The sequence below is a fragment of the Spirillospora sp. CA-294931 genome, assembly GCF_050946795.1.
In the GTDB taxonomy this organism is placed as follows: domain Bacteria; phylum Actinomycetota; class Actinomycetes; order Streptosporangiales; family Streptosporangiaceae; genus Spirillospora.
Genome location: NZ_CP192006.1, coordinates 6,086,914 through 6,106,314 on the forward strand (window position 1 = coordinate 6,086,914; position 19,401 = coordinate 6,106,314).

Consider the following 19,401-nt stretch of genomic DNA (forward strand, 5'->3'; position numbering starts at 1 on the left):
CGTAGGCGTGGGCGCCGGGTGGTCCCGTTCGGTTTGAACTCACCACCCGATCATTGGATCATTACCCGAAATTCCCCGCGTCCCGCTACTCCAATCCCAGTAGGCACAGTGACCACAGCCGAAACCAAACAGCGAGTGGGCGCACAGGTCCGGCCCGCGCCGCAACGTCGCCCGGACTCCGTCTTCTCCTGGCGGCGGTGGCTCGACCCGCGCAACCCCGTGACGGCGGCGACGTTCGTCGCCGGTGTGCTGCACCTGGTCTGGGGCCTGGTCCTGGCGACCGAGGGCGGCGACCTGGCCGCCCAGTCCGCCTGGACGCACTTCGCGGGCAAGTACCCCGACGAGGCCTACAACCTCGCCTGGTACGGGGGGATGCACCCGGCGAACTACAGCGTCCTGTCGCCCTACCTGATGTCCTGGTTCGGCATCCGCACCGTCGCCGTGATCGCCGGCACGTTCTCGGCCACGCTGACCGCGATGCTCCTGGTCAGGTTCAAGGCCCCGATGGCCATGGCCGCCTCGCTGTGGGCCGCGTTCGCGCTGTCGTGCAACGCCGCCTCGGGCCGGGTCACCTTCGGCCTCGGCATGCTGTTCGCGCTGATGGTCACCGTCCTGGCGTTCTCGCCCCGGGGCACCCGCCCCCTGCGCGCCATCGCGATGGTGGTCCTCGGGATGCTGGCCACGCTGTCCAGCCCGGTCGCCGGGCTGTTCATCATGGTCCTGGCCGCCTCGCTCTTCCTGACCGGACGCCGCCACGCCGGGGTCGCGCTCGCGCTGGGGCCGCCGCTGGTCGTCGGGACGACGACGCTGCTGTTCCCCTTCCAGGGCGTGCAGCCCATCTCGCTGACGGCCATCGTGCTGCCCGCGATCACCGGCGTCGTCGCGGTGCTGTTCTGCGCGCCCAAGGAGTGGCGGGTCGTCCGGGTCGGCGCCGCCGTCTACCTGCTCGGCATCGCCCTGGCCTGGTTCATCCCGTCCCCCGTCGGCAGCAACGTCGAGCGCCTCTCGCTGCTGTTCAGCGGCGTGATGCTGCTGGTGGCGATCACCCGCACCTCCGACCGGATCCGCCTCGGCGTCCTGTGCGTCGCCTTCGTGATCACCGCGGGCTGGCAGGTGGTCAAGCCGGTCGACGACCTGATCCACACTCGTCCCGCCAAGACGGCCGCGAGCAGCTCCAAGGACCTCATCGCGCGCCTGCACCGCCTGGGCGCCGACCGCGGCCGGGTCGAGGCGATCCCGCTGCGCTCGCACTGGGAGTCGGCCGGGCTCTCCCGTCACGTCGTCCTGGCCCGCGGCTGGAACCGCCAGATCGACGCCGAGCGCCACGCGCTGTTCTACGACAAGAAGAACCCCCTCACCCCAGCCGCCTACAACGCGTGGCTGCACAAGTGGGCCGTGCAGTACGTCGTCCTGCCCACCCTGGAGGTCGACTGGTCGGCCAGGCCGGAGGCCGAGCTCGTCAAGAAGGGCCAGCCCTTCCTCGAGGAGATCTGGCGCGACGACAAGTGGCGCCTGTTCCGCGTCGCCGCCCCGACCCCGCTGGCCGCCGCGCCCGCGACCGTCGACCGCATCAACGCCCGCGAGCTCGTCCTCGACGTCCCGGCCAAGGCCTCGATCCAGGTGCGGATCTCCTGGTCGCCCTGGCTCAACGTCCGCGGCCCCGAGGGGGCCTGCCTGTCCGCCGACGGCGACGGCGAGTTCGTCCGCCTCACCACCCCCGGCCCCGGCCGCTACCGCATCAGCGCCCGCTACAGCCTCCTGCGCGGCACTCCGTGTGACTGAGAAAGGATTCGGCCCCGGCGATCTGTGATCGCCGGGGCCGAGTCGTGCGTGGCGGTTCTACAGACCGGCGGCCTTGGCCAGGTCGGTGGCGCGGTCGGTGCGCTCCCAGGAGAAGTCCGGCACCGGGCGGCCGAAGTGGCCGTAGGCGGCGGTCTGGGAGTAGATGGGACGCAGCAGGTCGAGGTCGCGGACGATCGCGGCGGGGCGCAGGTCGAAGACGTCCTGGACGGCCTCGGCGATCTTGGCGACGTCGACCTTCTCGGTGCCGAAGGTCTCGACGAAGACGCCGACGGGGTGCGCCTTGCCGATGGCGTAGGCGACCTGGACCTCGGCGCGGTCGGCGAGCTCGGCGGCCACGATGTTCTTGGCGACCCAGCGCATCGCGTAGGCGGCCGAGCGGTCGACCTTGGACGGGTCCTTGCCGGAGAAGGCGCCGCCGCCGTGGCGGGCCATGCCGCCGTACGTGTCGACGATGATCTTGCGGCCGGTGAGGCCGGCGTCGCCCATCGGGCCGCCGATCTCGAAGCGGCCGGTCGGGTTGACCAGCAGGCGGTACCCGGTGGTGTCGATCTCGAACTCGCCGAGGACCTGGTCGACGACGTGCTCGGCGATGTCGGGGGTCAGCAGCTCCTTGAGGTCGATGTCGGGAGCGTGCTGGCTGGAGACCACGACGGTGTCGAGCCGGACGGCGCGGTTGCCGTCGTACTCGATGGTGACCTGGGTCTTGCCGTCCGGGCGCAGGTACGGGACCAGGCCCTCCTTGCGGACCTGCGACAGGCGCTGGGCCAGGCGGTGCGCGAGGGTGATCGGCAGCGGCATGAGCTCGGGGGTCTCGTTGGTGGCGTACCCGAACATCAGGCCCTGGTCGCCGGCCCCCTGGCGGTCGAGGTCGTCGACACCCTCGCCCTCACGGGTCTCGTACGCGTCGTCGACGCCCTGGGCGATGTCGGGCGACTGCGCGCCGATGGACACCGACACGCCGCAGGAATGGCCGTCGAAGCCCTTCTTGGACGAGTCGTAACCGATTTCGAGGATCTTCTCCCGGATGACACCGGGGATGTCCACGTAGGTCTCGGTCGTGACCTCACCGGCGACGTGCACCTGGCCGGTGGTGATCATGGTCTCGACGGCGACCCGGCTCTTGGGATCGTCCTTGAGCATGGAATCGAGGATCGCGTCGCTGATCTGGTCCGCAATCTTGTCCGGGTGTCCTTCGGTGACGGACTCGGAGGTGAACAGGCGGCGAGACACGTACGTGAACTCCTTGCAGCGGCTGCTGACTGATGTCGCAGAAACGGACTATCGGATCGATTTCGGCGAGGAGAGCACCCCACCCTTGCGTGGCGCGTATTCCGCCGAAGTCTATAGGGAATGACCTCGGGGATCGCCAAACCTCACTAGGTCGCCAGGTACCACCACGACTAACGACATCGTTCGGCGACCAGGTCCCACACCACGTCGGCGAGCGCCTCCTTGGCACCGCGCGGCACCTCGGTGGAGGTGCCGTCGGCGCCCAGGATCACGGCGGCGTTGTCGGGGCGCCCGAACACCAGGTCGGCGCCGACCTGGTTGACCACGAGCAGGTCGCTGCCCTTGCGGGCGAGCTTGTCGCGCCCGTTGGCCAGGACGTCGTCGGTCTCGGCGGCGAAGCCGACGACGACCTGCCCGGGGCGCCGCTCCCGGCCGAGCTCGGCCAGGATGTCGGGGTTCTTGACGAGCCTGATCGGCTCGGGCTCGGCCCCGGACGCCTTCTTGATCTTGCTGTCGCGGTAGTCGGCCGGGCGGAAGTCGGCGACGGCGGCGGCCATCACGACCGCGTCGGCGTCACCGGCCGCCGCGAGCACGGCCTCGCGCATCTCCTCGGCCGTCCCCACGGGGACGACGTGCGCGCCCGCCGGGTCGGGCAGGCTGACATTGCCCGCGACCAGGGTGACGGTCGCTCCCCTGGCCACGGCCGTGCGGGCCAGGGCGTAGCCCTGGAGGCCCGAGGAGCGGTTGCCCAGGTACCGGACGGGGTCGAGGGGCTCGCGGGTGCCGCCCGCCGAGACCACCACGTGGCGTCCGGCCAGATCGAGTTCGGCGCCCCGGGCGCCGCGGTCGAGGACGCGCCGGGCGACCTCGAACAGCTCGGCCGGGTCGGGCAGGCGCCCGGGGCCGGTGTCTTTGCCGGTGAGGCGGCCGGAGGCGGGCTCGACGACGATGGCGCCGCGCGAGCGGAGCGTCTCGACGTTGGCCCGGGTGGCCGGGTGCTCCCACATCTCGGTGTGCATGGCCGGGGCGAACACGACCGGGCACCGCGCGGTGAGCAGGGTGTTGGTGAGCAGGTCGTCGGCCAGCCCGTGCGCCGCCCTGGCCAGCAGGTCGGCGGTGGCGGGGGCGACGAGGACCAGGTCGGCCTCCTGGCCGAGCCGGACGTGGGGGACGCCCGCGACCCCGTCCCACACCTGGGTGGAGACGGGGTGGCCCGACAGGGCGGCCCAGGTCGGTTCGCCGACGAAGCGGAGCGCGTCGGCCGTGGGCACCACGCGGACGTCGTGCCCGGACTCGGTGAGCCTGCGCAGCAGCTCGCACACCTTGTAGGCCGCGATGCCGGCGCTGACGCCGAGGACGACGCGCGGCCCGGCCCCCGAGGGCCGGGCGGGCTCGCTGCCGCCGGAGGTCATGGGATCGCCTCAGCCGTACCGCGGATCGGGTCTCAGCCCTCGATGGGCTCGGCGTTGAGCAGGCCCTCGCGGGTCTCGCGCAGCGCGATCGACAGGGGCTTCTCCTGCACCTGGGTCTCGACGAGCGGGCCCACGTACTCCAGCAGGCCCTCGCCCAGCTGGGCGTAGTAGGCGTTGATCTGCCGGGCGCGCTTGGCCGCGATGCTCACGAGGCCGTACTTGGTGTCGACGACCTCGAGGAGCTCGTCGATCGACGGGTTGGTGATGCCTTCGCTGCTGGCAGCCACGCCGTCACCTTTCATTAGAGGAAAGTCTTTCTCAGCACCGGGAAAACGGCTCCCGCTCGGGGGCCCGCCGGTGATCATCGCGCCGTCAGGGCGCGAACGCCGGACAGTCTACCGCCGCATCAGGGCCAGCAGGTCGCGGCACACGTCGGTGACGGCGGTGTTGACGAGGGTCACGTCGAACTCCTTCTCCGCGGCGAGCTCGACGCGGGCGGCCTCAAGCCGCCGTTCGATCACCTCGGGGGGTTCGGTTCCGCGCCCGACCAGGCGGCGCACCAGCTCGTCCCAGCTGGGCGGGGCGAGGAAGACCAGCCGCGCGTCCGGCATCGAGTGCCGGACCTGGCGCGCGCCCTGAAGGTCGATCTCCAGGAGGACGGGCTCGCCTCGGGCGAGCCTCTCCTGGACGGGGCCTCGGGGGGTTCCATAGCGATTCCCCGCGAATTCGGCCCATTCGAGCAATTCCCCTTCGGCGACGAGCCGGTCGAAACCGGCGTCGTCGACGAAGAAGTACTGCACACCGTGCTTCTCACCCGGCCGCGGGGACCGGGTTGTCACCGAGACCGACAGCCACACCTGCGGGTGGGCCCGCCGGATCTCGGCGACGACCGTGCTCTTTCCCACGCCGGACGGGCCGGAGAGGACCGTCAGGCGCCGTGTGAGCTGGTCTTGCGACGGGGAGCCGTCCGGCGCAGGAATGGGTGCGCCGGAGTTGGGCGGGGTGGTGCCGCCCCCGGTGAGGCCGGGGCCGGCCGCGGCGGAAGGACCGCCGCGCCCGTCCGTGAATCGGTGATCAGTTTCCACTACCGCCGAACTCACGCTCCAGGGAGGCGCGCTGGTTGGCGCCGAGGCCCCGCACACGGCGGGATTCGGCGATGCCCAGACGCTCCATGATCTGCTTCGCACGGACCTTGCCCACACCGGGCAGTGATTCCAGGAGGGCCGACACCTTCATCTTCCCGATGACGTCGTCGGACTGCCCCTCCTTGAGAACCTCGGCAAGGGTGGTTCCCCCGTGCTTCAGCCGATTCTTAACCTCGGCCCGCTCTTTGCGGGCCTTGGCAGCCTTCTCAAGGGCTGCGGCGCGCTGTTCGGGGGTTAGGGGCGGAAGAGCCACGCCGGGTCACCTCAGGTTTCCACTCGACGGAGTAGTCGGACGGGTTGGGAAGTTAGCGAGTTCACGCCCCATAAGGCAACGTGAAGTGCCGTTTTACCCGCCACAAAATCACGAATATTACTCCTTGAGTTGTCCTGAATACAGAGTGTATCCAACTCGGCGGGTCCAGGGGCCGATCACCGCGTCACCCTGGACTTTCGCATGATCGTGAAAAATCGCCCGACAGCACCCAGAATGTGTCACTCCTCACCAGCTTTCCCGAATAAGACTCGCCTTGGAGCGGACCCGGGCCCTCTCGGCCGCCGATTCGGACGTGACACAGATCACTAAGGTAAAATTCAGTAAAAAGGCTGTCAGGACGCGCTTCCGGCGGTGCGCCGAAGGGCCGCCGCGATGCCCGCCGCCGCGGCACCCGGATCCGGCGCACCGGTGATCGGGCGTCCGATCACCAGCAGGTCGGCCCCGGCCGCGAGCGCCTGCTCCGGAGTGGCCACCCGGGCCTGGTCCTGAGTGGCCGATCCGGCCGGACGGACGCCGGGAGTGATGAGGGTGATCTCCGGACCCACCTCTGCGCGGACCGCAGCGGCCTCCTGCGGGCTGCACACCAGTGCCTGCGCCCCCGCCTCTACCGCGAGGCCCGCCAGGCGCCGTACGGCGTCCAGAGCCGGTCCGGCGAGCCCGATGCCCGCGAGGTCGGCCTCGCCCAGTGACGTCAGGAGGGTGACGGCCGCGATCCGGATGCCGGGGGCCGACTCCACGGCGGCGCGGATCATCGCCGTGCCCCCCGCCGCGTGCACGGTCAGATAGGCGGGCTTGAGCCGCGCCACGGCGCGCGCGGCGCCCGCCACCGTCGCCGGGATGTCGTGCAGCTTCAGATCCAGGAACACCTGGACGCCGCTGGCCCCGCGCACGCTGGCCACGACGTCCGGCCCGTAACGCAGGTACAGCTCCAGGCCCACCTTCACGGTGCTCACGTGGGGGGTGACCAGGTTGGCCCAGCGTGCGGCCGTCTCCAGGTCGGGGGCGTCGAGGGCGACGGCGATGGGGGCAGCGGTCACGGCAGTTTCTCCTTCAGGTCCCCCGGTTCGGCGGACTCCGGGGCGGCCTCGTCCGCCCGGGGTTCCGGACGCACCTGGGGCGGGACGAATCCGGTGGGTTTGTGGGCGAGACCGACGGCGTCGGCGAGACGGCCGATGCGGCGCGCGGCCAGCGCCTCGTCCAGCTCGCGCAGGACACGGGGGGCCGCCGTCGGGTCGTGGAAGGTCGCGGTGCCGACCGCGACGGCCGAGGCGCCCGCGAGGACGAACTCCAGCGCGTCCAGCCCGGACGCGATGCCGCCGACGCCCACGATCGGGACGCCGGGAAGCGCCGCGTGCACCTGGTACACGCAGCGGACGGCGATGGGCCTGATCGCCGGGCCGGACAGTCCGCCCGACACGCCGGTGAGAGCCGGGCGCAGCGTCCCCGGGTCGATCGCCATGCCCTCCATCGTGTTGATCAGGGTGAGCCCGTCGGCGCCCGCGTCGACGCAGGCCAGCGCGATGGTGACGATGTCGGTGACGTCCGGCGCCAGCTTGGCCAGCACCGGGACGCCGGGCCTGGCCATCGCGCGCACGTTCCGGATGACCGAGGCGGCGGCGCTGGGGTGCCACCCGAACATGCGGCCGCGGTCCTCGACGTTGGGGCAGGCCACGTTGACCTCGATCGCGGCGATCCCGGAGACGCCGCGCAACCGGCGCGCCAGCTCCCCGAACTCCTCCACGCTGTTGCCCGCGATCGAGACGATCGTGCGTGCCTCCTGCTCGGCCAGCCAGGGCAGGTCACGTTCCAGGAATCCCTCGATGCCCGGCCCGGGAAGCCCCATCGCCGTCAGCAGCCCGCTGGGCGCCTCGGCCATGCGCGGCGTAGGACGTCCCGCGCGCGCTTGCAGCATCACCGATGTGGTGACGAACGCGCCCAGCTTCGACAACTCGAAGAACTGCGCCAGCTCGCGCCCCGTCCCCCCGCACCCCGAAGCCGTCAGAACCGGATTGGGCAAGTCAAGCCCCGCGAGCCTGGTTCCGAGCGCGCTCATGGCCTCGCCTCCGCTCGGCGGCTCGCAGCCGCCATACGCGACGGCTTCCCTCGTCGCTCCGGTCGCAAGCTCCCTGCGCTCCTCAGTCCAGCCGCCGCGCGGCTGCGAGCGTCGCTCACTTGGAGCCTCCCTCCGAGACGTTGAGGACGCGCGGGGCACCCAGCGCGTCGAAGGGGATGGTGCCGAGGTCGCCCCAGCGGACGCGGTCGCCGCGCAGGACGGGGCCGTCGGCGCACGCGCGGACCATGCGGGTCACGCCGTCGTCGCCGTGGATGGGCAGGACGCAGGTCATGCAGACGCCGATGCCGCACGCCCCGGTCTCCTGGAGGAACTCCTCCACCGAGACCTGGGACGGGAGGCCGTACTCGCCCGCGACCTGGGTCACCGAGCGCAGCAGGCGGGTGGGCCCGCAGCCGTAGACGACGTCGGCGCCGGTCTCCTGGATGACGCGCGGCATCACCTCGCGGACGGTGCCCCGCTCCCCCAGCGAGCCGTCCTCGGTGGTGACGGTCGCGGAGTCTCCGATGCGCTGCGCCATACGGGACCCGAAGACCTGCTTGGCGGACGGGCCACCCAGCACGAAATGCACCTGGCAGCCGCGTCTGTGGAGCGTGTCGGCCAGGGCGAACAGGGCCGCGCCCCCGGGGCCGCCTCCCGCGAGGAGACAGCTCACCGGGTCGCGCGGGAGGCGGAACGGGCGTCCCAGCGGCCCGACGAGGTCGACCTGGTCGCGGGACCGGCGTCCCGCGAGCCAGGCCGTGCCCGGCTCGCGGTCGGCGAAGACCAGCTCGACCGTCCCGCCGTAGTCGGACTTGACCTCGTAGACCCCGAAACACCGGCGGACGAGCCGGCCCGTGTGCTCGCCGCCGACGGCGAGCGCCACGAACTGGCCCGGCCGGAACCGCTCGGCGATCGCCGGCGCCACCAGCGTCATCGCGTGGTAGTCCTGCACCTGGCGGACCGTCAGAACGGTTGCCGACGTCTGCACCGGTGAGTCGGACACCAGTCTCCCTCTCGTCGTCCCTGAGAACCGGCACGAGGCCGGTGACCCGGGCGGCTACCCCCTTCCGTGGGCGCCGCTCAGGCGTGCGGCGTGCTCCTGCAGCGAGCGCACGCCGACGTGGCCGCCCGCGATGGCCTCGATTCCCTGCACGGCCGCGGCGAGGCCCTGCACGGTGGTGACGCAGGGAACGCCGCGCAGCACGGCCGCGGTCCGGATCTCGTAGCCGTCCAGGCGCGGCCCCGACTGCCCGGGGCTTCCGAACGGAGTATTGACGATGAGGTCCACCTCACCGTCGAGGACGCGCCGCACGATGGTGGGCTCGCCGTCCGAACCCGGACCCGCGCTGTGCTTGCGCACGATCTTGGCACGCACGCCGTTGCGGCGCAGGACCTCCGCGGTCCCTTCCGTGGCAAGAATCTCAAAGCCCAGGTCAGCAAGCCGCTTGACGGGGAACACCATGTGCCGCTTGTCCCGGTTCGCCACCGAGACGAACGCGCGGCCCTTGGTCGGCAGCGAGCCGTAGGCGGCCTGCTGCGACTTGGCGTAGGCGGTGCCGAACACCTCGTCGATGCCCATGACCTCGCCGGTCGAGCGCATCTCGGGGCCGAGGACGGTGTCGACGAACTGGCCCTCGGCGGTGCGGAACCGGTCGAAGGGCAGCACGGCCTCCTTGACCGCGATCGGGGCGTCCAGCGGCAGCGAGCCGCCGTCGCCCGACTCGGGCAGCAGGCCCTCGGCGCGCAGCTCGGCGATCGTGGCGCCCATCATGACCCGCGCGGCGGCCTTGGCCAGCGGGACGGCGGTCGCCTTCGACACGAACGGCACCGTCCGCGACGCGCGCGGGTTGGCCTCCAGGACGTACAGGACGCCCGCCGACAGCGCGTACTGGACGTTCATGAGCCCGAGCACGCCCACGCCCTCGGCCAGGGCCCGGGTCGACTCGCGGATGCGGCGCAGGTCGTCGTGGCCGAGCGTGATCGGCGGGAGCGCGCAGGCCGAGTCGCCGGAGTGGATCCCCGCCTCCTCGATGTGCTCCATGACGCCGCCGAGGTAGAGGTCGGAGCCGTCGTAGAGCGCGTCCACGTCGATCTCGATGGCCTCGTCCAGGAACCGGTCGACCAGCACCGGGTGCTCGGGGCTCGCGTCGGTCGCCTTGGCCATGTACGACTCGAGCGTGACGTCGTCGTACACGATCTCCATGCCGCGGCCGCCCAGCACGTACGACGGCCGGACCAGCACCGGGTAGCCGATCTCGGCGGCGATCTCGCGGGCCTCGTCGTAGGAGGTGGCGGTGCCGTGCTTGGGCGCCAGCAGCCCGGCCCGGTGCAGGACGCGCCCGAACGCGCCGCGCTCCTCGGCCAGGTGGATGCTCTCGGGGGAAGTCCCGACGATCGGCACCCCTGCGTTCTTGAGCTTCTGCGCGAGCCCGAGCGGGGTCTGCCCGCCCAGCTGGACGATCACGCCCGCGACCTCGCCCGACTGCTGTTCGGCGTGGACGACCTCCAGGACGTCCTCCAGCGTGAGCGGCTCGAAGTAGAGCCGGTCGGAGGTGTCGTAGTCGGTGGAGACCGTCTCGGGGTTGCAGTTGACCATGACGGTCTCGTAGCCCGCGTCGGCGAGCGTGAACGAGGCGTGGACGCAGGAGTAGTCGAACTCCACGCCCTGCCCGATCCGGTTCGGCCCGCTGCCCAGGATGATCACCTTGGGCTTCTCACCCGGGGGGACCTCGGTCTCCTCGTCGTAGGCCGAGTACAGGTACGGCGTCTGCGCCGCGAACTCGGCCGCGCACGTGTCGACGGTGAGGTAGACCGGGCGGACGCCGAGCGCGTGCCTGACCTCGCGGACGACGTCCTCCGACAGGCCGCGCAGCTCGGCGATCTGCGCGTCGGAGAACCCGGCGCGCTTGGCCAGGAGCAGCTTCTCGCGGGTCAGCGCGTCCTCGGCCGCCTTGACCTCGGCGGCGATCTCGTTGATCGCGGCGATCTGGTCGAGGAACCACGGGTCGATGCCGGTGGCCTCGTAGACCCGCTGCACGCTCGCCCCGGCCCACAGGGCGCGCTGGACGTCGCGCAGCCGCCCGTCGTGGGGGCGTCCGGCCGACTCCACCAGGGCGTCCAGGTCGCCCGTCTCGCCCTTCCAGGAGAACGAGGAGCCCTTCTGCTCCAGCGACCGCAGCGCCTTCTGCAGAGCCTCGGTGAAGCAGCGCCCGATCGCCATGGCCTCGCCCACCGACTTCATGTGGGTGGTGAGGGTGCCGTCGGCCCCGGGGAACTTCTCGAACGCGAACCTGGGGACCTTGACCACGACGTAGTCGAGCGTCGGCTCGAAGCTGGCCGGGGTCTCGCCGGTGATGTCGTTGGGGATCTCGTCCAGCGTGTACCCGACGGCCAGCCGCGCCGCGATCTTGGCGATCGGGAAGCCGGTGGCCTTGGACGCCAGCGCCGACGACCGCGACACGCGCGGGTTCATCTCGATGACGATCATCCGGCCGGTGCCCGGGTGGACGGCGAACTGGATGTTGCAGCCGCCGGTGTCGACGCCGACCTCGCGGATGACGGCGATGGCGACGTCCCGCATGTTCTGGTACTCGCGGTCGGTGAGCGTCATCGCGGGCGCCACGGTGATGGAGTCGCCGGTGTGCACGCCCATCGGGTCGAGGTTCTCGATGGAGCAGACGATCACGACGTTGTCGGCGCGGTCGCGCATGACCTCCAGCTCGTACTCCTTCCAGCCGAGGATCGACTCCTCAAGGAGCACCTCGCTGGTCGGGGACGCGTCGAGCCCCGCGCCCGCGATGCGGCGCAGGTCGTCCTCGTCGTGGGCGAAGCCGGAGCCGGCGCCGCCCATGGTGAACGAGGGCCGCACGACCAGCGGGTAGCCCAGCTCCTTCACGGCGGCCAGGCACTCGTCCATCGTGTGGCAGATCACCGAGCGGGCCGACTCGGCGTTCAGGCCCTGCTCGCGGGCGACCTTGGCGACCACGCCCTTGAACCGCTCGCGGTTCTCGCCGGCCTGGATCGCCTCGATGTCGGCGCCGATCAGCTCGACGTCGTACTCGGCCAGCACCCCGCTCTCGTAGAGCGCGACGGCCGTGTTGAGCGCGGTCTGGCCGCCCAGCGTGGGCAGCAGCGCGTCGGGCCGCTCCTTGGCGATGATCTTCTCGACGACCTCGGGCGTGATCGGCTCGACGTAGGTGGCGTCGGCGAACTCCGGATCGGTCATGATCGTCGCCGGGTTGCTGTTGACGAGGGTCACCCGCAGGCCCTCGTCCTTGAGCACCCGGCACGCCTGCGTCCCGGAGTAGTCGAACTCGCACGCCTGGCCGATCACGATCGGCCCGGAGCCGATGACCAGGACGGACCGCAGATCTTGGCGGCGCGGCATCAGCGGTCGCCCCCCATCGCTTCATTCGGGTTGGGACGGGTGGCCCCGCCAATCGGGTGGGGACGGGCCCCGGCCATCGCCTCGGCGAAGCGGTCGAACAGGCCGCTCGCGTCGTGCGGGCCGGCGGCCGCCTCGGGGTGGTACTGGACGCTGAACGCCGGCCGGTCGAGCAGCCGCAGGCCCTCGACGCAGCCGTCGTTCAGGTTGACGTGCGTGACCTCGCCGGGCCCATACGGGGTGTCGAACGTCCCCTCGGTGGGCGCCTGCACCGCGAAGCCGTGGTTGTGCGCGGAGACGTCGACCTTGCCCGTCCGGCGGTCCCGGACGGGCTGGTTGATCCCCCGGTGGCCGAAGCGCAGCTTGTAGGTGCCCAGGCCGAGCGCGCGCCCGAAGATCTGGTTGCCGAAGCAGATGCCGAAGAACGGCTTGCCCGCGTCCAGGACGCCCTTGAGCGCGTCCACCGCGTAGTCGGCGGCGGCGGGGTCGCCGGGGCCGTTGCTGAAGAACACGCCGTCGGGGTCGAGGGCGAGGATGTCACTCGCGGTGCTGCTCGCGGGGAGCACGTGCACCTCGCACCCGCGCTCGGCCATCCGGTAGGGGGTCATCGACTTGATCCCGAGGTCGACGGCCGCCACGGTGAACCGCTTCTCGCCATGGGCCCGGACGACATACGGCTCCCGGGTGCTGACGTCCCGCGCCAGGTCGGCGCCGACCATCGACGGGCTCGCCTTCACCCGCTCCACGAGCTCCTCCTCGGAGGCGAGGGCGTCCCCGCTGAAGATCCCGGCGCGCATGGCCCCCCGATCGCGCAGGTGACGCGTCAGCGCCCGCGTCCCCGTGATCGCGATGCCCACGACACCCTGCTCGCGCAGCGCCGCCCCCAGCGAGCCCGTGGCCCGCCAGTTCGACGCCACCCGAGCGGGCTCGCGCACGACGTAGCCCGCGACCTGGATGCGCGACGACTCGGGGTCTTCGTCGTTCACCCCGGTGTTGCCGATGTGCGGCGACGTCATCGCCACGATCTGCCGCGCGTACGAAGGGTCGGTCAGCGTCTCCTGGTAGCCGGTCATCCCGGTGTTGAAGACCATCTCGCCGAAGGTCTCCCCCTCGGCGCCGTAACCCGTCCCCCGAAAGACCCGCCCGTCCTCTAGAACAAGTATCGCGGTTGGTGCGTTCACTGGAGCTTCCCTTCGAGGACGGTCGGGCGGCCGCGCAGGAAGGTCGCGATGACGCGCCCCGGGAGCTCAAGGCCCGTGAACGGGGTGTTGCGGCTCTTGGACGTCATCGACGTCGGTTCGACCGTGCGGCGCGGCGCCGGGTCGTACAGCGTGATGTTGGCGGGCGAACCGGCCTCCAGCGGGCGGCCCTGGCCCGGCAGGCGCCCGATGCGCGCGGGCGTGAACGACATGCGCTCGGCGACACCGGCCCAGTCGAGCAGGTCGGTCTCGACCATCGCCTCCTGGACGACCGGGAGTGCGGTCTCCAGCCCGATCATGCCCATCGCGGCGACCGCCCACTCGGTCTCCTTGGCCTCGACCGGGTGCGGCGCGTGGTCGGTGGCGACGCAGTCGATCGTGCCGTCGGCCAGCGCGTGGCGCAGCGCGGTCACGTCGTCGGCGGTGCGCAGCGGCGGGTTGACCTTGAAGATCGGGTCGTAGGACTCGGCCCGGGCGTCGGTGAGCAGCAGGTGGTGCGGGGTCACCTCGGCGGTCACCGGGCAGCCCTTGCTCTTGGCCCAGCGGATGATCTCCACCGAGCCGGCCGTGGAGACGTGGCAGACGTGCAGGCGCGACCCGACGTGCTGGGCCAGCAGGACGTCCCGGGCGATGATCGCCTCCTCGGCGACCGCGGGCCACCCGGGCAGGCCGAGCGCCGCCGAGACCTCGCCCTCGTTCATCTGCGCGCCCTCGGTGAGCCTGGGCTCCTGCGCGTGCTGGGCGACGACGCCGTCGAACGCCTTGACGTACTCCAGCGCCCGCCGCATGATCACCGCGTCCGAGACGCAGTGGCCGTCGTCGGAGAACACCCGGACCCCGGCGGCCGAGTCGGCCATCGCGCCGAGCTCGGCGAGCTGCTCGCCCCGGATGCCCCGGGTGACGGCCCCCACCGGCTGGACGTCGCAGTACCCGGCCTCGCGGCCCAGGCGCCATACCTGCTCGACCACTCCGGCGGTGTCGGCGACAGGGTCGGTGTTGGCCATGGCGTGCACGGCCGTGAAGCCGCCCATGGCGGCCGACTTCGTCCCGGACTCGACGGTCTCGGCGTCCTCGCGTCCCGGCTCGCGCAGGTGCGTGTGGAGGTCGACCAGGCCCGGCAGGGCGATCAGCCCCTCCGCCTGGACGACCTGCGCCCCGGCGTCGTCCAGCCCGTGTCCGACCCCGGCGATGACGCCGTCGCGGACCAGGATGTCGGCGGGCTCCCCGCCCAGGATCCGCGCGCCTTTGATGATGTACGTGGTCATGTCGCGCTCCCCGCTCGGTTGGTTCGTCCCGGTCACTCGGCGCCCCCCTGGCCGATGGCGGGCTCCGAGCCGCCCAGCAGCAGGTAGAGCACCGCCATACGGGCGCTGACGCCGTTGGCGACCTGCTCGACGATCGTGGAGCGGACCGAGTCGGCCACGTCGGCCGCGATCTCGACGCCCCGGTTCATCGGGCCCGGGTGCATGACGATGGCCTCCTCGCCCATGCGCGCGAAGCGCTCGGCGTCCAGCCCGTAGCGCCGGCTGTACTCGCGTACGCTGGGGAAGTACGCGGCGTTCATGCGCTCCTGCTGGACGCGCAGCATCATCACCACGTCGCTCTTGGGCAGGACGGAGTCGAGGTCGTAGGAGACCTGGCAGGGCCAGGTGTCGATCGCGACCGGCAGCAGCGTCGGCGGGGCCACCACGGTGACGTCGGCGCCCAGGGTGCCCAGCAGCAGCACGTTGGATCGTGCCACGCGGCTGTGCAGGACGTCGCCCACGATCGTGATCTTGCGCCCCTCCAGGTCGCCGAGGCGGCGGCGCATGGTGAAGGCGTCCAGCAGGGCCTGCGTCGGGTGCTCGTGCGTGCCGTCGCCCGCGTTGATGACGCTGCCCTGGACCCAGTTGGCCAGGCGGTGCGGCGCCCCCGAAGCGCTGTGGCGGATGACCACGCCGTCGGCGCCCATCGCCTCCAGCGTCATGGCCGTGTCCTTCAGGCTCTCCCCCTTGGACACGCTGGAGCCCTTGGCGGAGAAGTTGATGACGTCCGCCGACAGCCGCTTGGCGGCCGCCTCGAACGAGATGCGGGTGCGGGTGGAGTCTTCGAAGAACAGGTTCACCACGGTGAGCCCGCGCAGCGTCGGCAGCTTCTTGATGGACCTGCCCGCGACCTGGGCGAGCTCCTCGGCGGTGTCGAGGATGAGCAGCGCGTCGTCGCGGCTCAGGTCGGCCGCCGAAATCAGGTGGCGCTTCATTTCCCGGCCTCCCCGCCTCGCGTGCGCGGCCCACCGGCGGGACCGAGCAGGACGGCGTCGTGCCCGTCGTTCTCGGCCAGCAGGACCCTCACGGTCTCGCGCATGGCCGTGGGCAGGTTCTTGCCGACGTAGTCGGCGCGGATGGGCAGCTCGCGATGGCCTCGGTCGACCAGGACGGCCAGCTGGACGGCGCGCGGCCGGCCGAGGTCGTTGAGCGCGTCCAGCGCGGCGCGCACGGTGCGCCCCGAGAAGAGCACGTCGTCGACCAGGACCACGATCTTGTCGTCCACGCCCTCGCTGGGGAGTTCGGTCCGCCCGAGCGCGCGCGCGGGCTTCATGCGCAGATCGTCGCGGTACATCGTCACGTCGAGGGAGCCCCAGGGGACGGGACGTCCCTCGATCTGCTCCAGCAGACCGGCGAGCCGGTCGGCGAGCGTGACCCCCCGGGTCTGGATGCCGAGGAGCAGGACGTCGTCGCCGCCCTTGGTGCGTTCGAGGATCTCGTGCGCGATCCGGGTCAGCGCGCGCCGGATGTCGGGACCCTCGAGTACGGCCTTGTGCCGAGGGTCACCGTCCGCCACGCGCGCCTCGGCCGGTTCCTGGGGCCTGGAGGCAGCATTCACCACCGAAACCTCCTTTCCCGCCTCACGGGACGGGTCTTAAAGGACGTCTTGTCTCCCTCACCGTAGCAGTCCGCCACCGGGTGCCCCCTCCCTCACCTCCCGCGTCTTGCCTGGTGAGAGCGGTCACACTGCCAGCCCCGGCACTCGTTTTCACGGACGGGAAAATGCCTGTGGCGCCGCACCTGCGGGGCTTCGGGGCCATCCGAACACCCCAGACTGAGACCTGCGGATTCGACCGCTTTTTTCCAATCGGCTTGACCTGGGGCCGTCCCCGTTTTACCGTCACTGTCCGTAACCATCCCTGGAGACAGACACTTGGGGCTTCACCGCCTTAGGAACCTGACTCCCCCCGGGAACGGACGACCCGTCCATCCTGGGGCGATAACGACGACGAAAGTGAGCCTGGGGGGCCGCACAATGCCGTCTGAATACGCTAAGGCTCTCGGCGCGCGCCTGCGCGCCATCCGCACCCAGCAGGGGTTGTCCCTGCACGGCGTGGAAGAGAAGTCCCGCGGCCGCTGGAAGGCCGTCGTCGTGGGTTCGTACGAGCGGGGCGACCGCGCCGTCACCGTTCAGAAGCTGGCCGAGCTCGCCGATTTCTATGGCGTGCCGGTTTCCGAGTTGCTGCCCGGCGGAGCCGCGCCGAGCCCGCTCGGGCCTACACCGAAGCTCGTGATCGATCTCGAGCGACTGCAGCAGCTTCCGAAGGACAAGGCCGGTCCTCTCGCCCGCTACGCCGCGACGATTCAGAGCCAGCGGGGCGACTACAACGGAAAGGTCCTGTCCATCCGCCAGGAAGACCTGCGTTCACTCGCGGTCATCTACGACAAGTCTCCCACCGAGCTGACCGAAGAGCTCATCACCTGGGGCGTTCTGGACCCGGAGGCGCGCCGCGCCGTCGAGTCCTTCTAGCTCCTCCTACACCCGCGAGCCGCGCCCCCCGCTCGGCCACGCTCGCGGCGGCTGACGCACTCCCGGCGGCCGGGGCCACATGGCCCCGGCCGCCGTGTCAGTGCGGGCGCCGGACACGCTCGGCGATCCTCAGTCCCGCGAAGGCGCCGACCACGGCGGTCACGATCGGGACCCCGAGGAAGACCGCGATCAGCGCCGGGTATTTCTCCACATCGGGGGTCAGCCCCAAGACGAAGTGGAAAAAGGCCGCGCCGCCCTCGGTGAGGACGAAGCCGCCGACACCGCCGACGACGAAACCGGCGACGACCGCGCCGGGCTTGCTGGTGGAATCGTCCATCCTTCCAGCGTTGCCGGACGGCGCGTCCGGGCACATCGCCCCGGTGTTGCGCCTTACGGGACGGCGGCTACCCCGGCGGTTGCGCGGCCCATGCCGGGCGCACCAAACCCGACTCATACGCGAGGACGACCAGCTGCGCCCGGTCGCGGACGCACAGCTTGGCCATGATCCGGCTGACCGCGCTGCGCGCCGTGGCGGGGCTCAGCACCAGCCGCGCCGCGATCTCGTCGTTCGACAACCCGGCCGCGACCAGCGAGACCACCTCGCGCTCCCGGGGCGTCAGCCGCGGATCGGGCTCCGGGCGCGGCGACCGGTTCGCGTACTCGGCGATCAGCCGCCGGGTGATCGCCGGACTGATCAGCGCGTCACCCCGCGCGACGACCCGCACGGCGCGGACCAGCTCGTCCGGCTCGGTGTCCTTGACCAGGAACCCGGCCGCCCCGGCCCTGAGCGCACCGTAGACGTGCTCATCGAGGTCGTAGGTGGTCAGGATGACCACCCGCACCTCCGCGAGCCGCTGGTCGCCACAGATGGCCCGCGTGGCCCCCAGCCCGTCGGCCCGCGGCATGCGGATGTCCATGAGCACCACATCGGGACGAAGATCACGTGCCGCCGCCAGCGCCGCCTCCCCGTCGGCCGCCTCGCCGACCACGTCGATGTCGTCCTCGTCGTCCAGCAGCGAGGAGAACCCCGCACGAACCAGATGCTGGTCATCGGCCAGCAGAACGCGGATCATCCCGACTCCCCGTAAGGCAACCGGGCCCGCACCCTGAAGCCACCGTCCCGCAGAGGTCCAGCGGCCAGATCCCCGCCCAGGGCACGCGCACGTTCACTCATCCCCCGTATGCCGGTGCCAGCGGCGCCCGGGGAGCCCTTCCCGTCGTCCTCGACCTCCAGCCTCAGGTCGGACGTCCCGTAGGTGACGCGGAGCCGCACCTGCCCGGCGGCGGCGTGCCGCGTCACGTTCGTGATCGACTCCTGAAGGATCCGGTACGCGGCGAGGTCCACGTCCGCCCGCAGCCGCCGGGCCTCCCCCACGACCTCGGCCGAGACCCGCAGCCCCGCCAGCTCGGCATAGCGGACGAGCTCGTCCAGGCGCTCCAGACCGCCCATCGGGGCGGCGTCGTCGACCTGCCGCAGCACGCCCAGCGTCGAGCGCAGCTCCCGCAGCGTGTCGCGGCTGGCCTCCTTGATCACCCCGAGCGCCGCCTCGGCCCGCTCGGGATGCCGCTCGAACCGGTGCAGGGCCGTCCCCGCCTGAACGTTGATCATGGACAGATGGTGCCCGACCACATCGTGCAACTCCCGCGCGATCCGCAGCCGCTCCTCCGTGGCCCGCCGCAGCGCCCGCTCCTCGGCCCGCTCGACGGCGGCCCGCAGCGCCTCCTGCCGCGTCCACCGGACGAACCCGAGCGCGACCAGCGCCACCACCCACCCGGCCATCATGAGCAGCGCCACCCCGTTGATGTCGTCGCTCCCGGCCAGCGACGCCACCCCGCCCGCGACAACGATCAAAACCCCGAGCAGGACGGCCACCAGAAGCCGCCCGGACGCCGCCACCCGATAGACCCCCAGCAGCACCACCACGATCAGCGGCCCGTCGATGGGACTGATCACGTAGAAGACCCCGGTCGCCACCAGCGCGTAAGCGCAGGCGGCCACCGGATGGGCGCGCCAGAAAAGAAGCGTCGCGCAAACAGTGGCGACCAGCGTCCAGTCGAGGACCGACTTGGAAACGACCTGATCGGGCGCCCTCAGCCACCCCGGGACGGTGACCGCCACAGCCACAA

The 19,401-nt window shown here is 71.4% G+C and carries 18 protein-coding genes; 2 read left to right on the forward strand and 16 right to left on the reverse strand.

The genetic code is table 11. The features are described from left to right. Positions 1–135: 135 nt before the first annotated feature. Complete coding sequence (locus tag ACQPY4_RS27240; protein ID WP_433325451.1) at positions 136–1,782, forward strand: MFS transporter; 1,647 nt, start codon at positions 136–138, stop codon at positions 1,780–1,782. A gap of 57 nt (positions 1,783–1,839) precedes the next feature. Here ACQPY4_RS27240 and metK read toward each other — a convergent pair whose 3' ends face one another. From metK to pyrR, 13 genes are all read right to left on the reverse strand, one after another. Further along, entirely contained in the window at positions 1,840–3,033 is a 1,194-nt protein-coding gene (gene metK / locus ACQPY4_RS27245) for a methionine adenosyltransferase (RefSeq protein ID WP_433325453.1), read from the reverse strand. A 170-nt stretch (positions 3,034–3,203) separates the two neighbouring features. Continuing rightward, positions 3,204–4,445 carry a bifunctional phosphopantothenoylcysteine decarboxylase/phosphopantothenate--cysteine ligase CoaBC gene (gene coaBC, locus ACQPY4_RS27250; protein WP_433325455.1) on the reverse strand — a complete coding sequence of 414 codons (1,242 nt, stop codon included), beginning with the start codon at positions 4,443–4,445 and terminating at the stop codon, positions 3,204–3,206. 32 nt (positions 4,446–4,477) lie between these two features. Further along, on the reverse strand, positions 4,478–4,747 hold the full coding sequence (rpoZ, locus tag ACQPY4_RS27255) for a DNA-directed RNA polymerase subunit omega (RefSeq protein WP_433325457.1): 270 nt from the start codon (positions 4,745–4,747) through the stop codon (positions 4,478–4,480). A 93-nt stretch (positions 4,748–4,840) separates the two neighbouring features. Continuing rightward, positions 4,841–5,425: a guanylate kinase gene (gene gmk, locus ACQPY4_RS27260; RefSeq protein ID WP_433339040.1), complete on the reverse strand. Its 585-nt coding sequence runs from the start codon at positions 5,423–5,425 to the stop codon at positions 4,841–4,843. A gap of 94 nt (positions 5,426–5,519) precedes the next feature. Then, the gene (mihF, locus tag ACQPY4_RS27265) at positions 5,520–5,843 is read right to left on the reverse strand and encodes an integration host factor, actinobacterial type (RefSeq protein ID WP_433325459.1); all 324 of its coding nucleotides are present in this window, start codon (positions 5,841–5,843) and stop codon (positions 5,520–5,522) included. Between the two features lie 353 nt (positions 5,844–6,196). Continuing rightward, positions 6,197–6,901, reverse strand: coding sequence for an orotidine-5'-phosphate decarboxylase (gene pyrF / locus ACQPY4_RS27270; protein ID WP_433325461.1), 705 nt, complete (start codon positions 6,899–6,901; stop codon positions 6,197–6,199). Beyond that, positions 6,898–7,917 (reverse strand): dihydroorotate dehydrogenase, encoded by a 1,020-nt coding sequence (locus tag ACQPY4_RS27275; RefSeq protein ID WP_433325463.1) that lies wholly within the window; start codon positions 7,915–7,917, stop codon positions 6,898–6,900. The genes pyrF and ACQPY4_RS27275 overlap by 4 nt, the downstream gene beginning before the upstream one ends. A gap of 115 nt (positions 7,918–8,032) precedes the next feature. After that, positions 8,033–8,923 (reverse strand): dihydroorotate dehydrogenase electron transfer subunit, encoded by an 891-nt coding sequence (locus ACQPY4_RS27280; RefSeq protein WP_433339042.1) that lies wholly within the window; start codon positions 8,921–8,923, stop codon positions 8,033–8,035. A gap of 51 nt (positions 8,924–8,974) precedes the next feature. Next, a complete protein-coding gene (carB, locus tag ACQPY4_RS27285) occupies positions 8,975–12,304 on the reverse strand; it encodes a carbamoyl-phosphate synthase large subunit (RefSeq protein ID WP_433325465.1) in 3,330 nt (1,109 codons plus the stop codon). After that, positions 12,304–13,482: a glutamine-hydrolyzing carbamoyl-phosphate synthase small subunit gene (gene carA, locus ACQPY4_RS27290; RefSeq protein WP_433325467.1), complete on the reverse strand. Its 1,179-nt coding sequence runs from the start codon at positions 13,480–13,482 to the stop codon at positions 12,304–12,306. The genes carB and carA overlap by 1 nt, the downstream gene beginning before the upstream one ends. Continuing rightward, positions 13,479–14,765, reverse strand: a complete 1,287-nt coding sequence (locus ACQPY4_RS27295; RefSeq protein ID WP_433325469.1) for a dihydroorotase — start codon at positions 14,763–14,765, stop codon at positions 13,479–13,481. The genes carA and ACQPY4_RS27295 overlap by 4 nt, the downstream gene beginning before the upstream one ends. Positions 14,766–14,797: 32 nt before the next feature. Then, complete coding sequence (locus ACQPY4_RS27300; protein WP_433325471.1) at positions 14,798–15,739, reverse strand: aspartate carbamoyltransferase catalytic subunit; 942 nt, start codon at positions 15,737–15,739, stop codon at positions 14,798–14,800. Continuing rightward, positions 15,736–16,362 (reverse strand): bifunctional pyr operon transcriptional regulator/uracil phosphoribosyltransferase PyrR, encoded by a 627-nt coding sequence (pyrR, locus tag ACQPY4_RS27305; protein WP_433339044.1) that lies wholly within the window; start codon positions 16,360–16,362, stop codon positions 15,736–15,738. The genes ACQPY4_RS27300 and pyrR overlap by 4 nt, the downstream gene beginning before the upstream one ends. A 417-nt stretch (positions 16,363–16,779) precedes the next feature. Between pyrR and bldD the strand changes: the two genes are divergently transcribed. Beyond that, complete coding sequence (bldD, locus tag ACQPY4_RS27310) at positions 16,780–17,274, forward strand: transcriptional regulator BldD (protein WP_030145002.1); 495 nt, start codon at positions 16,780–16,782, stop codon at positions 17,272–17,274. 97 nt (positions 17,275–17,371) lie between these two features. On the opposite strand, the gene ACQPY4_RS27315 is transcribed toward bldD, so the two are convergent. From ACQPY4_RS27315 to ACQPY4_RS27325, 3 genes are all read right to left on the reverse strand, one after another. Continuing rightward, positions 17,372–17,611, reverse strand: a complete 240-nt coding sequence (locus ACQPY4_RS27315; RefSeq protein WP_433325474.1) for a hypothetical protein — start codon at positions 17,609–17,611, stop codon at positions 17,372–17,374. 67 nt (positions 17,612–17,678) lie between these two features. Then, positions 17,679–18,347 carry a response regulator gene (locus tag ACQPY4_RS27320; RefSeq protein ID WP_433325476.1) on the reverse strand — a complete coding sequence of 223 codons (669 nt, stop codon included), beginning with the start codon at positions 18,345–18,347 and terminating at the stop codon, positions 17,679–17,681. Then, complete coding sequence (locus ACQPY4_RS27325; protein ID WP_433325478.1) at positions 18,344–19,399, reverse strand: sensor histidine kinase; 1,056 nt, start codon at positions 19,397–19,399, stop codon at positions 18,344–18,346. Before ACQPY4_RS27325 ends, ACQPY4_RS27320 begins: the two co-directional genes overlap by 4 nt. Positions 19,400–19,401 lie beyond the last annotated feature (2 nt).